The following is a 12,428-nucleotide window of genomic DNA, read 5'->3' as shown; positions in this document are numbered from 1 at the left end:
CAAGAATACAACATTATTGCAGAGTGGAGCCGTAACGCTTATAGCCAAACTACCGGCGACACTTTACTGGAACACGTGCCTGCGCGCGTCCAACAACTGTGGGATGACTTTCATCAGGCCTATCATCTCTCAAACGCGGCTCAAATCTTAGAATTTGATCGTATTTTAACCGATTTCCAAACCAATCAATGGTCTACTTAAACAGCAAAAAAGGCAATCTCATCAGCCAGTGCGTCGAAACACTAGCTGATGAGATTGCCTTTTTATATTATTCAAATTGTGTATTGACCAATAACTGTTCATAATGTTGGTAAAGCACGGCATAGCGATTAATAATACTCTTCTCCCACGGCTTTGGCCGGCCACAAAAATGGAGAATGACTGTATTTTTCATCACCCACTGCATATCCACTTCGCCAAAACTCTTGGCATAATGCACAATGTTGTCACGCGTATCATAGTTCCAAACTTCCTCTGGAATTGGTAAAATATCTGCCCCGTATAGATAATTTAAGATATCTTGATCGGGTAAAATCAGTTCCCGACCGCGCCATGCAATGACATCAAAAATATCTTGCAACCGCACCCGTTGGCGCATTTTATCCAAATCCATCAACATCACACCGGAATTAAAATAGGCTTGACGCGTCCCGAGACGCACATGATTAATTGTTTGCGTAATACCCGTCAATCCCATGTGACTGGCGGCCGCCAACATATGCCCTGCCAGCGGCATGTCAAATAACAGTTTGATCGGGTTGATCACTAAAATATCTGGATCTAAATAAATGACCCGATGTAAAGTGTCCGGTAAATAATCCCCGCACAACAGCCGGAAATACATTTCTGGTGGATATTGTTTGAATTTAGCAGTAGGTGCTTCGGCCCACGCGGCAAGCGCCACCTTAATCGCGTGCAAGTTAAACCCCAACTGGTCAACAAAAGTCGCCAGCGCCTGCAAGACTGATGGCGTAATATTGGCATGCAACAACCAAACATCAAAGTGCTGCCCAGGATTGGTTTGTTTAATCGAAAATAGTAACACTTTTAACGGCTTCACATAGTGATCATCAACCGTCACGAGCAGGTCTATCGTTGCCTGCGTTGTCATCACTTCACTCATTTTTTCATCTCTCATATCTTATATTATACACATGCTAACCGGCTACTTCATGATAATCAGGCAATTATAGTATAATAGAGCGTATTGGAGCGTAATCATGAATAAAATTTTAAAAGAACAATTTCTCATTGACAATCTTTCTGATGATCAAAAACATGTCATTGCCGACATGAACACCTACATTAAGCAACATTTAGCCGGCAAAGAACATGCCGTAGCAGTTATCCAAGGTGCTGCTGGTACCGGTAAATCCGTAGTCCTCATGCAACTTGTCAAACAATACATGACAGACAAACGGTTTAAAACAGCACTCGTTGTGAATCATCCTGAGCTGTATAAAGCCTACCAAGATATGGCCAAAGATTTTCCTGGTCTCAATCCCAAAGCCATCCGTCGACCAACGGCACTCATTAACGACGCCCAGAAAAACCACCGCCAATACGATGTGATTTTTGTCGACGAAGCCCATTTACTCTATTCAAAGTCTGAACCTTACGCACATTACCGTGGCAATAATCAGTTGACTGATTTAATGAATTTAGCCAAAGTCGTTGTCGTCGTTTACGATTTCAACCAAGTGTTCCAATCTAAAATGTATTGGTCACAAGAATTACTACGCAAAACGATTGGCCAACATCCTTATCGCCAATTCGATATGGATTTCCAGTATCGTATGGTAGCCAGCCAAGCCCAAGTGGACTGGATGGATCGCCTCACGGCACAGCAGCCACTGACACCCTTCCCCAAAGACAGCGATTTTGAATTTGAAGTGTTTGCTACGGCTGGCGAACTCTATGAAAAAATCAAGGCACAAAACAAAGCCGTTGGCCTAAGTCGCGTGGTCGCCACTTCTGGTTTCCCACGTATTGATGGGCGGCACAACGTTGAAATGGATACCTTCTCCTTGCCTTGGGATGAATGGGATCCGCAACGCACGCACTGGGCAAAACGTGAATCATCCATTACCCAGGTTGGCACAATTTATACTTTGCAAGGCTTTGATTTAAATTATGTCGGCATGATTATTGGCCCATCCTTTGGTTATGATCCCAAAACCGATCAAATGACCATTATCCCAGAAAAATATTCCCACAAGGAAATTTTTAAGAAGCGCCAAGATATGCAATTTACGCCGGCACAATACCAAGATTTCATTGCTAATGTCTTAAACGTCCTCATCAAGCGTGGTAAGTACGGCCTTTACCTGACTGCTTACGATGACGCTTTGCGCAAGCGACTGTTAGAACTACAAGCCTAATCACAACACGCCAACTTATTGGCGTGTTTTTTATGACCTGTATTGCGACAAAAAAGCTATCTCATTAAGAGATAGCTTTTTTAAGGATGCCGTCGGTGGGAGTCGAACCCACACGGTGTTGCCACCACTGGATTTTGAGTCCAGCGCGTCTGCCAATTCCGCCACAACGGCATGTATTCTTATGCTGTTTTTTCGTATCAAACAACTATATAAGAATACCAAGAATTAACAAATTCGTCAACCCTTTTTTTCAAATTTAATCTCAGATTTTTCTTGATCGTTGTGAAATACGTGATCGACGTGCTTGAGCGCGTTATCTAACAAAATCAAAATGTGCGAGTCACTCAGGCAATACAAAACTAAACGCCCTTGACGTTGCGTTGTCACCAGCTGCGCTTCACGCAACACCTTTAGTTGATGTGACACGGCGGATTGTTCCATATCAAGCTGTGCCACAATTTCCGAAACGGTATACGAGCGTTCCTGCAACAATGCCAAAATGGTCAAACGTTGGTGATTGCCTAAGACTTTAAAAATTTTTTCTAGTTCAGTAATCGATTTCTTGTTCATACTCCTATTATAACAGGCTAAGCAAATGCTGGATGGTACCGGCATCAAATAAGACATAACTACCTAACAAAACATAAATAATCAATTGAATCCAGTCACCATACTTGTTCATAAGACGATGAACTGGCGCAAAATCAGTAAACTTTTTAGCCAAATAGATCACAACCGTCAAAACGATGATGAAGATCACCAAAATAGCTGGTAAGTAGGCAAAATTAGCCATCGTAAAGTATGGAATATAAAGCGCTAAGTTATCGGCACCACAAGTGACCGCCGTGAGTCCAATGACAGTCATCACAATTTTACGCTTATCTAGTCGCGCTAACTTTTCAGCAACCTCTTCCCCCTCATCCTTTGATGAGAAAAACTTTTGTAAGCCCATCGCAATTGGCACAAAACCCAACAAACCAAGCACCCATTCTTCCGGCACGCGCTTTAGCAAGAGCGCAATCGCGACCGCCACAAACACCAGCAACGCATTCCCAAGATAAGCGCCCCACATAATGGCTTGTCGTTGCGGTTGCGTACGGAATTGCGCAAATAATAAGAGTAGTACCACGAAATAATCTGACGTGGTCCCAATATATGATGTTAAAGCCGTTAATAATGTTTCAACCATAAGGATCCCCAAACTTTTATATGAATTTCTTTTCATATATTATAACATGAAATTTATTTCATGTGTTAAAAACAACGCTATTTTATACTGATTTAATCTCTCGACGTTATAGTATAGACAATCAAAAAACAAGTCATCTCAAACAACGACGCGTTTAGGAAGGTAGGTATTTGCCATGTTTGGCACCAGTTGATGGGTCCCATCAACGCACGAAACCCCGTACGGGTCACACTTCTCATCGAATAATCTCTCCCAAATATTCTTTTCTCTTAAATAAATCTCTCAAAAAAGACCCCAGCAGCCGCGTTAGGCTACTGGGGTTTCGTGTGTACAAAAAAATCGCCGATCGGCGATTTTTTTGTTATATTACTTACGGGCTACCATTGATGAAATCTTGGCATGACGCGCGATATAAGCCGCTTGAGAACCTAATGATTCCCAGAACCCTTCACGCGAATGTGCGCCAACAATAATCAAGTCTGCCTGAACTTTTGGCGCCACGTCTTGCAACAGTACTTCACCAGCCTTGTCACCATCCGCAAAGATAGTTGTGACGTTTTCGGCGCCTTTTGACTTGGCATAAGCAGCATACTTGGCTAAATTAGCTTCGATCGTCGCACGACGTTCTTTAATGGCATCTAAGTGGAGGGCATCAATGGTTGATAGGTCATCCATTTCCAGCACTGAGGCAATAATCAAGTGCGCATCATCTTCACTTGCTTGATGAATAGCATTTGCCAACGCAATATACCCTTGTTCAGACTCATCAACACCAACCAAAATGCGCTTAAATTGTATTGGTTCGATGTTTAGGTTTAATTCACTCATACAGTCTCTCCTTTTTTAACACACAATTAACGACTCATTACCTTTGTCACTAAGTCAATAATAATCTGAAGGTTTAAAATCGTCAAGACAGCAAAGATAATCCAACCTAAAATGGCCATCCAACGTGGGTTAGCAAACTCGCCCATGATTTTCTTTGATGACGTAAAGTAAATCAACGGTGCCATCGCAAACGGTAGGGCAAGTGATAAGAAGACTTGTGAATAAACCAGAAGTTGATCTAACTCGGCTTCGGCACCACCATACAACAACGTAAAGATAATTACTGGAATCAATGCTAAGCCACGCGTGATAACACGACGGATCCACATTGGAATACGCAACCGGATAAAGCCTTCCATGACAATTTCACCCGTTAGCGTCCCTGTGATCGTTGAGTTCTGACCAGAGGCCAGCAAGGCTACCGCAAACAACGTTGACAATACTGGTGACGCAACCGCCCCAGCAATGGCCTTATTGTCCAACGCATCATACATAGCGCCAAACGTTCCCACCTGATCGGCATGGCCAAAGAACAAGGCCGCACCTAATACCAACAACAATGAATTGATCACAAAGGCTAATGACAATTGAATGTTTGAATCCCACGTCATCAGACGTACAGCTTCTTTTAATTCACCTGGATTTTCACGATCAATTTTACGCGTTTGGGCAATTGATGAATGGAGGTATAAATTATGCGGCATAACGGTCGCACCAATAATACCAAGTGACATCAGCAATGGTGAATCGACGCCAGCTGGCCCATGGGTTGATACTGCTTGCAATTGTGGCAAATATCCGCCAAACATCGCCACAACATCTGGCTTTGATAAAATCACAAGATAAGCGAAAATCAATAAGATTGTCAAAATCAATGTCATGACAATCGCCTCAATCTTGCGGAAACCAAATTTCATCAGTAACAACAAGAGGAGGACATCAAAGGCCGTGGTCAGCACTGAGGCAATCATTGACCAGCCAAACAACAAGTGCAAGGCAATGGCCGCACCAATAACTTCGGCGATATCAGTTGCCATCAAGGCCAATTCCGTAATCACCCATAACGCATAACCGCCCGCTTTATTTGTGCGAGCACGTGTGGCTTGTGCCAAGTCTTCTTGTTTAACCATCCCCAACTTACCCGCCATGTATTGCAACATCATGGCAATCAGTGAGGAAATCAACACAATTGACAACAAAACGTAGTGGTACTGAGCACCACCATTAACAGATGTCACCCAGTTACCGGGATCCATATACCCAACGGCAACTAACGCACCTGGCCCCGAAAAGGCTAAAAGTTTGCGCCAAAATGAGCCGTCCTTTGGGGCTTCGATTGAACCATTTACATCGCCTAAACTGAGTTGCTCCTCAGTTGATTCGACGAAATGTTTATTAGTGTTTGCTTGATCTTTTGTTGAATCTTGCATTCTACTTCTCCTTTGGATTTCTCTTCAGGACAAAAACATACGAATTCCGACTAAAGTACGCATTTAGTATTCACTTTTTTTGGCGCAGCTTAACCGTGAGCTAAACGCGTATTAAAGTGCTAAATATTTTTCATAAAGGGTTTCATTCAACTCAGTTGTTGAAAGCTTATGAAAGGTATCTAACTCGGCTATTTACGCCCTAATATATATTAAATATCCCACTTTTCCCCCTGTTCGTCAACACAATAAAAACGCCGGTCATCCCTCACCGACGTTTTTTTGACCTATCTTTGGCTAAAATGATAAACCTAACTTATAACAACTGGAACCGTAAGCCCTTTCATTAAATAATTACATTTGTGTAACAAAGCGTCATTAGCGGCCTTTGATCCCTAAATTTTGCGTTATCCACGACATTAAAAAGGCCAACGCTGTTGGCTATACTGTCAGTGTATCAAAAAAGGTCGTGGCATCCCCAATGATTTGCGTGACGGGATAAGACGTCTCAATCGGTGTCAGATTAATGGCTACTATCGGTGTGCCAGCGACAGCATACTGCAATAGCCCAGCAAAGGGATACACTTGAAAACTCGTCCCGACAATCACAATCAAATCAGCTTGGTTAACCCACATCACAGCCTGCTCAACCTCAAACGGCATTTCTTCATAAAACGTGATCCGTGGCCGCAGTAGCGCCCCATCAGCACGGTGTATACTTGTCAAATATTCAGCCACCGTTGCTGGTTGTTGGTCAACTGGCGCATAAATGTCATACAATGACCCATGAAATCGAATTAGGCGTGATGCTACCGTGTTGGCTTTCACATGTAAATCATCCACATTTTGGGTGATAATGCACGCTTGGCCTTTTTGGGTAAACTGTGCCATTTTGTCATGGATGACGTTCGGGGCAGCATCTGGGAAATACATATTCTCTTTCATAAATTGATACTGCATTTCCGGTGCCAGTTGAAACGCAGTCGCTGACAATAAGTATTCCGGTTGTAACGTATTGCCCTGGTATAACCCATTTTTTGAGCGATAATCCGGAATCCCCGATGGTGTGGAAATACCCGCACCAGTCATGAAAACAATGTTTTTAGCCGTATCAAATTGTGCTTGAATTTCTGGTGTGACCAACATCTTGCTCACCCCTTAGCGCCGTTGAATGTATGGCAAAGCAAGCTTATGAAAGAGGTCACCGACTTTCATTTGATAAAGTGCTTTAAAGAATGTCGCTGAATCTTGATCATCTGGCTTTGACACAACAAAGCTATTTTGTGAATCGATTTTTCCCAAGCCAACATAGGCAGACTTCTTTGTTTGGAAATCAATCATTTCTGAATGATAAATCGTAAAGACTTGGCTGACCGGCAATGATAGTTGACGTTCAGATAGGACACTCATTAACGTGACATATTCCTTAGCGTTCACTGTTGGCTTACCCCAAGCTGTTAACACCTCATCGACACCACCAAATAGCGCTGTCATTTGACGCCGGATGTGCCGTGGTTGCTTTAAGTCAGCAGCTAGAATTGGTGCGACCAACTTGGTCGCCGCTGTATACGCCAATGGGTACAGCGTTGCCAATTCGGAAAAGTCTGCCCCACTCGCGTCAGCAAATACAAGAGCGTCCAGCAAAGCCAACAAGCGCCAGAGGCTTTCATCATCTAACTCGCCGTTTTCAACCGTTAATTCTGACTTCACACCAGCCAAATAAGCCCGTTGGGTCGCGTCAGTTATAATCCCTTTTTGTTGTAATTCACGATACGTAATGGCATGTACAACCGTACTGTGCATCCGTGTGGCGATTTGAATGAGTTGCTGATCTAATGCATCATCTTGGAAGGTCAACGCAAAAAATAGTTGTGGTGTTACACCATTAAGCGTCAGTAACATTTTTAATAATTCATTACCAAATAGAAAATCGCTTTCGGTCCCTTCTGACAATTCAATCAATAAACGATCTTCAAATAGTGCTTGTGACACGCGATCAATATGCAGTTCACCGGTCGCCGGACCACCGATACGCGTCATCACCGTCCCTGGATAAAGGTCATTGACCGCCGTTAATAATGTTTGAATTTTTGGATTCATTTTCTCATCTCCCTTAGTAGGTTTGTTGCGACGGCTGCATCTACTTGTTTCGCCGCCTGTAATTGTGTAACCAAAATGGCAATTTCATCGTCACGTGCGCCAACCTGCAAAGCTAGGGCGCGATAGTGCATTTTCATGTGGCCTTTTTGAATACCCCCATCCGCAATCGCTTTGAGTGCCGCCAAATTTTGAGCCAACCCAACGGCCAAAATAATGCCGCGTAGCTCATCAGCCGTTTGCGGTGCCACAATCGCTAAAGCCCGCTGGGCTTGTGGCATTGCCGAAATGGCACCACCAACAGTCCCAACCGAAATCGGCATCGTTAACCGCCCTTCCAAAAAGTCCCCAGCAATGGTCCAGGTCGTTAAGGACTGATAGCGTCCGTTCTGACTGGCAAAAGCATGCCCAGCCGCTTCAACCGCGCGCCAATCATTACCTGTTGCCAGCGTCACCGCCCCGATACCATTAAATAAACCTTTATTTTCAGTTGTGGCGCGGTAAACATCTTGATGACCGAATTGATTGAGTTGCACGAGCCGTTTTGCAACCGTGCGGCCGCCAATACTAGCAATCGGCACCCGTCCGGTCACCGTCACACATTGCGCCGTAGCGTAATTTGCTAGGATAGCCCCGACAAACTGCGCCTGAAAATCTGCAAATAGCGCTTGCTCAGCTTCTAAAATTGTATTGACAATGTTAGCCCCCATGGCATCACGGGTATCAATTGTAAAATCGACACTCACACTTGTAGCCGACACCGCACGGGCGGTCACCGATAGTAACCCACCACCACGCCGGTAAATAGAGGGTTTCGCTTCTTGCGCAACGGTAAAAAACGCCGCTTGTTGACGCGCAACAAACGCTGCCAATTCATCATAAGCCACCCCAGAAAATAACAATTGGCCAATGAGTGCTGTTCGCTCTGGCAAACTCACCGCAACACCACCACCTTGGTTCAGTAGCTTAGCGCCGTGATTAGCCGCGGCAATCACACTCGGTTCTTCTGTGGCCATTGGCACCGTCACATGTCGATCAGCAACGATAATATCTTTTAGTACCCCCATCGGTACACGAAAATCACTAATATAGTTTTCCACAATTTGTGAATTGGTCGTACTTTGATTATCACGCCACGCTTGCATGGCTTGTTCATCTAAATTCAAAGACGCCAAACGTTCATCTGGCGTCAATTCGTAATATTTTTTAAGCATTATTTTTCATCATTTCTGCAATTAACCCCTCACGCACACCACTTTCTGAAAAAATAACGCGTGGTGACTGTATCACCGTCATTAAATTTAACAATGGCAATAGGCCACTGACAATAATATCAGCCCGTGATACTTCCAAACCAGCCATACGTTCCCGTTCTGGCCGACTCATTTGTCGTAAGCGGGAAAAGATTTGTTGTACTTTCTCAATCGACATATCAAACCCTTGTAATGTCGTCGTTGCTTGGTCCGACGACAATTTTTGACCCATCCGCGCCAGTGAGCGATTAGCCCCACCTAACAAGACGACTGGTTGACCGACATACTTTTTCAGCCAAGATAATGTCTGATATTGGGATAAAATATCATCACATGCCGCGGTAATATTGGCTTGATCGATATCATTTGCCAAATGAAACTTTTCCGATAGCGTGACAGCCCCAAAAGGTAAACTAATGGCCGCTTTATCTTGACCAGCCGATACCCCAATTAATTCAACTGAAGCCCCACCTGTATCTAATATCACGGCATCTTGGATTGATAACGTTGACACCACACCCAAATAATCATAGTAGGCTTCTTCTTCCCCCGTCAACACGCGAAAGTGGAGACCCGTTTCACGTTCAACGCGTGCTAAGAACGCAGCTTGATTTTTCGCCACGCGAACAGCCGCCGTCGTAATGGCAATCACAGTTGGCGCAAACGGTGCATAGACCGATTGAAAATGTTTAAGTGCCGCAATCGTGCGCGCTATGGGCACTTCTTTTAAAATCTGCTCTGCTCCCATCCCCTGGGCAATGCGCGTATCTTGTTTTTCACGGATAATTTCCGTATACGTCCCATCTTCGTGTAGTGCTTCCACAACCATTCTGGCTGAATTACTACCGAGATCAACAATAGCTAAATAGCTCATGTGCCTATCCTAGATATAATTTATTACTTACTAGTATAACAAATAAGCCTATCAAACGGGCATTTAAGCATATTACAATCTCGTTATGAAGACGATTTGGCACAATATTAAAAACGACAGACCTTTATGATCTGTCGTTAGAGTAATGCTGATTGCTTATTCGTAGGATAACTGACGTAATGTTGACTGGTTTTCAACAAAATGTGCCCCGATTAAGCGACTGGCCGCAAAGATTAATAGACCGGTCAAAATGCTAGAAACTGTCACATCACTCAACCAGTGCGCCCCGATTCGCACGCGACTCAAACCAGTTAAAATGCCCATCGCAATCCCAAAAATCGTCATTTTCTTTTGTGCGGAAATGTTTTCTCGGGGGACAAACAAGGCCAAATATAAGAATAACCAACCCGACATTGTATGCCCTGACGGGAATGAATTATGGCCGTTGGCGCCATTCATATGATACCAAGGCGTAAATTCGCTAAACGCGTGCCCAGAAACAGTGGTCATTTCGTAAGGTCGGAAGCGCCCCCACAACGTTTTCATTTCGCCGATCATTGTTTGCGCAATGAAGACAGTTGCAATGCCGACAATAGCCACAACAATCAGATAGTTCATATCGTCATCTGACTTTTTGTTCAGCCAATTGGCAAAAATCAGTGATAATGCCGCGGTCAAGATAATTGCCAACCCCCAACGTAACGCTTCGGGGTAGTTTTGTACCGCTGCGGTATTGTTGGCAATCCCCATTGGGACACCTTTTTGAATATTGTTTAACATTGAGAAAGTGTAACTTAGCGCATCTTGCAGTAACGCTAGCATTTGGTTAAATGCCAAGCTAAGCATACCGGCAGTCATGATGTACTTAATCACCACATCATCGATCCGGCGCCAAATAAACCACGCAATCACTTCAGCAGAAGTGAAAGTCACGACTTGTGCCCCTTGATCCGCATAGTTTTGGAACAAGTTACCAAAAATTGAGTTTTGATTCATGATCACTTGCGTCACATTTTTATCAAAAAATGTTGCGATTACTAATGATAACGCCCCGATACCTAACAAAACGAGCACCACCCGTTTTTCCGCCGGTGTCGTATGAAAAATGTGCCGTTTGTTTCGTTCACCAAATTGAACGTCGTGGTGTTGTAAAGTATCCCCTGCTACCTGCATGAGCCATCTCCATTTCTTTTATTCAACACCTTTATTGTAACCAAGCATTATCGTTATTACGTCAGCAATATATCTAGAAGACGTAAAAAAACGATTACGTCTGTAATCGTTTTTTGTTTATTGCGGATCTAGTGTTTCGTTAATCACGTTAAGATTTCGCTCAGCAATCCAGTAGTCGGATGCGGGTACCGCACTCCCAAACTGCGTCCCAGTCTTTTTAGCTGGTAAGTCCAGTGATTGTCGTAATTTATTCGTCACACGTTGTTTCTCAGATTCAGGCACCATTTGGTAACTCACCCCAGCATACATGTCACCAACACCTTGCATATGTTCAGACACTTGATTTTTAGTTGCCGGCATATATTTCTTGGCCAGATTCATCAGATCATTGTAAGTCATATCCGTTTCAACGTTGGTTGCAATTGAGGCCATAAACTTGTCGTTCAACAGCGTTGATACACTAGCTGACTTTTTCAGTAATGCTTGCAAAACGAGACGTTGCCGTAACTGGCGACCATAATCGCCTTGCGGATCATCATAACGCATCCGTGAAAATGACAAAGCGGCATTACCATCCATAGTGGTATAGGACTTGAAATTTTTACCGTCCTTAGCATATTCAAACTGTGACTTGCCCTTAAAGTATTTAAAGGTTTCAGGGGTTGTATCTGCTTCCGGCGTATAAGTAAAAGTCAATGGGGAGACCACTTGGACACCGCCAACTTGATCAATCAACTTTTCTAAACCACCCATGTTCACCAACACATAAAAGTCAATCGGCACGTTTAGATAGTTTTGCAAAGTCGTGATTGTCGCACCCACGCCAGCAATTGGAAAGGCTGCGTTTAACTTTTGTGGAAAAGTTGATTCTGCCCCAGCAATGGCTACCATGATATCACGTGGAATCGACATCATCGTCGTTGTTTTCGTCTTTGGGTTCACCGTAATGATCATCATGGAGTCAGTTAAGCCCGTACGATCTCGCTTTAACGCCCCAGTATCAGTCCCTAAGACAAGCATTGAAAACGGCTTTCCCGCTTTCAAGAGATCCGTGACATTACGTGCTTTAGTGACATCAGCACTACGATACATTTTATCCACTGATTTGTGGACGTTACCTAAAATCATAGCAAAGACGATCCCACCAATAATGCCGAGTAACACCACCAGTCCCAATACCCAACGCCACCATTTACGGCGACGGCG

13 protein-coding genes and 1 tRNA gene are annotated in these 12,428 nt (G+C 43.9%); 2 read left to right on the top strand and 12 right to left on the bottom strand.

What is annotated here, in order from left to right:
- Positions 1-201 (top strand): hypothetical protein (locus tag ACW12G_RS04010; RefSeq protein WP_455647325.1); only part of this gene is annotated, 201 nt, incomplete at its 5' end.
- A gap of 67 nt (positions 202-268) precedes the next feature.
- On the opposite strand, the gene ACW12G_RS04005 is transcribed toward ACW12G_RS04010, so the two are convergent.
- Positions 269-1,123 carry a glycosyltransferase family 8 protein gene (locus ACW12G_RS04005; RefSeq protein ID WP_455647324.1) on the bottom strand — a complete coding sequence of 285 codons (855 nt, stop codon included), beginning with the start codon at positions 1,121-1,123 and terminating at the stop codon, positions 269-271.
- Positions 1,124-1,220: 97 nt separating this feature from the next.
- Here ACW12G_RS04005 and ACW12G_RS04000 point away from each other — a divergent pair, with 97 nt between their 5' ends.
- On the top strand, positions 1,221-2,381 hold the full coding sequence (locus ACW12G_RS04000; protein WP_068850909.1) for a DUF2075 domain-containing protein: 1,161 nt from the start codon (positions 1,221-1,223) through the stop codon (positions 2,379-2,381).
- 87 nt (positions 2,382-2,468) lie between these two features.
- Here the strand turns inward: ACW12G_RS04000 and ACW12G_RS03995 are convergent.
- The 11 genes from ACW12G_RS03995 to ACW12G_RS03945 all read right to left on the bottom strand — a co-directional run.
- A tRNA-Leu gene (locus tag ACW12G_RS03995) sits at positions 2,469-2,552 on the bottom strand.
- 66 nt (positions 2,553-2,618) lie between these two features.
- Entirely contained in the window at positions 2,619-2,951 is a 333-nt protein-coding gene (locus tag ACW12G_RS03990; protein ID WP_455647323.1) for an ArsR/SmtB family transcription factor, read from the bottom strand.
- 7 nt (positions 2,952-2,958) lie between these two features.
- Positions 2,959-3,570 carry a cadmium resistance transporter gene (locus tag ACW12G_RS03985; RefSeq protein ID WP_048700622.1) on the bottom strand — a complete coding sequence of 204 codons (612 nt, stop codon included), beginning with the start codon at positions 3,568-3,570 and terminating at the stop codon, positions 2,959-2,961.
- 366 nt (positions 3,571-3,936) lie between these two features.
- Complete coding sequence (locus ACW12G_RS03980; protein WP_048700624.1) at positions 3,937-4,398, bottom strand: universal stress protein; 462 nt, start codon at positions 4,396-4,398, stop codon at positions 3,937-3,939.
- Positions 4,399-4,424: 26 nt separating this feature from the next.
- A complete protein-coding gene (locus tag ACW12G_RS03975; protein WP_455646873.1) occupies positions 4,425-5,828 on the bottom strand; it encodes an Nramp family divalent metal transporter in 1,404 nt (467 codons plus the stop codon).
- 438 nt (positions 5,829-6,266) lie between these two features.
- Positions 6,267-6,971, bottom strand: a complete 705-nt coding sequence (locus ACW12G_RS03970; RefSeq protein ID WP_455647322.1) for an NAD-dependent protein deacylase — start codon at positions 6,969-6,971, stop codon at positions 6,267-6,269.
- 12 nt (positions 6,972-6,983) lie between these two features.
- Complete coding sequence (locus ACW12G_RS03965; RefSeq protein WP_455647321.1) at positions 6,984-7,925, bottom strand: nitrate ABC transporter ATPase; 942 nt, start codon at positions 7,923-7,925, stop codon at positions 6,984-6,986.
- Positions 7,922-9,136, bottom strand: a complete 1,215-nt coding sequence (locus ACW12G_RS03960) for a hydroxymethylglutaryl-CoA reductase (protein WP_455647320.1) — start codon at positions 9,134-9,136, stop codon at positions 7,922-7,924. The genes ACW12G_RS03965 and ACW12G_RS03960 overlap by 4 nt, the downstream gene beginning before the upstream one ends.
- Positions 9,129-10,049, bottom strand: coding sequence for a Ppx/GppA phosphatase family protein (locus ACW12G_RS03955; protein ID WP_048700632.1), 921 nt, complete (start codon positions 10,047-10,049; stop codon positions 9,129-9,131). The genes ACW12G_RS03960 and ACW12G_RS03955 overlap by 8 nt, the downstream gene beginning before the upstream one ends.
- Positions 10,050-10,205: 156 nt before the next feature.
- Positions 10,206-11,222, bottom strand: coding sequence for a phosphatase PAP2 family protein (locus ACW12G_RS03950; protein ID WP_455647319.1), 1,017 nt, complete (start codon positions 11,220-11,222; stop codon positions 10,206-10,208).
- 117 nt (positions 11,223-11,339) lie between these two features.
- A partial coding sequence (locus tag ACW12G_RS03945) for an LCP family glycopolymer transferase (protein ID WP_455647318.1) occupies positions 11,340-12,428 on the bottom strand: 1,089 nt, incomplete at its 5' end.

It is taken from the genome of Leuconostoc sp. (assembly GCF_965300815.1).
This window is presented reverse-complemented; position numbering and strand designations above follow the sequence as displayed.

What these genes read in the sequence shown, in the direction of transcription:
- ACW12G_RS03950 (WP_455647319.1), bottom strand. Translation starts at nt 11,222, where the DNA reads ATGCAGGTAGCAGGGGATACTTTACAACACCACGACGTTCAATTTGGT.
- ACW12G_RS03970 (WP_455647322.1), bottom strand. Translation starts at nt 6,971, where the DNA reads ATGTTGGTCACACCAGAAATTCAAGCACAATTTGATACGGCTAAAAAC.
- ACW12G_RS03960 (WP_455647320.1), bottom strand. Translation starts at nt 9,136, where the DNA reads ATGCTTAAAAAATATTACGAATTGACGCCAGATGAACGTTTGGCGTCT.
- ACW12G_RS03955 (WP_048700632.1), bottom strand. Translation starts at nt 10,049, where the DNA reads ATGAGCTATTTAGCTATTGTTGATCTCGGTAGTAATTCAGCCAGAATG.
- ACW12G_RS04005 (WP_455647324.1), bottom strand. Translation starts at nt 1,123, where the DNA reads ATGAGTGAAGTGATGACAACGCAGGCAACGATAGACCTGCTCGTGACG.
- ACW12G_RS03975 (WP_455646873.1), bottom strand. Translation starts at nt 5,828, where the DNA reads ATGCAAGATTCAACAAAAGATCAAGCAAACACTAATAAACATTTCGTC.
- ACW12G_RS03990 (WP_455647323.1), bottom strand. Translation starts at nt 2,951, where the DNA reads ATGAACAAGAAATCGATTACTGAACTAGAAAAAATTTTTAAAGTCTTA.
- ACW12G_RS03985 (WP_048700622.1), bottom strand. Translation starts at nt 3,570, where the DNA reads ATGGTTGAAACATTATTAACGGCTTTAACATCATATATTGGGACCACG.
- ACW12G_RS04000 (WP_068850909.1), top strand. Translation starts at nt 1,221, where the DNA reads ATGAATAAAATTTTAAAAGAACAATTTCTCATTGACAATCTTTCTGAT.
- ACW12G_RS03980 (WP_048700624.1), bottom strand. Translation starts at nt 4,398, where the DNA reads ATGAGTGAATTAAACCTAAACATCGAACCAATACAATTTAAGCGCATT.
- ACW12G_RS03965 (WP_455647321.1), bottom strand. Translation starts at nt 7,925, where the DNA reads ATGAATCCAAAAATTCAAACATTATTAACGGCGGTCAATGACCTTTAT.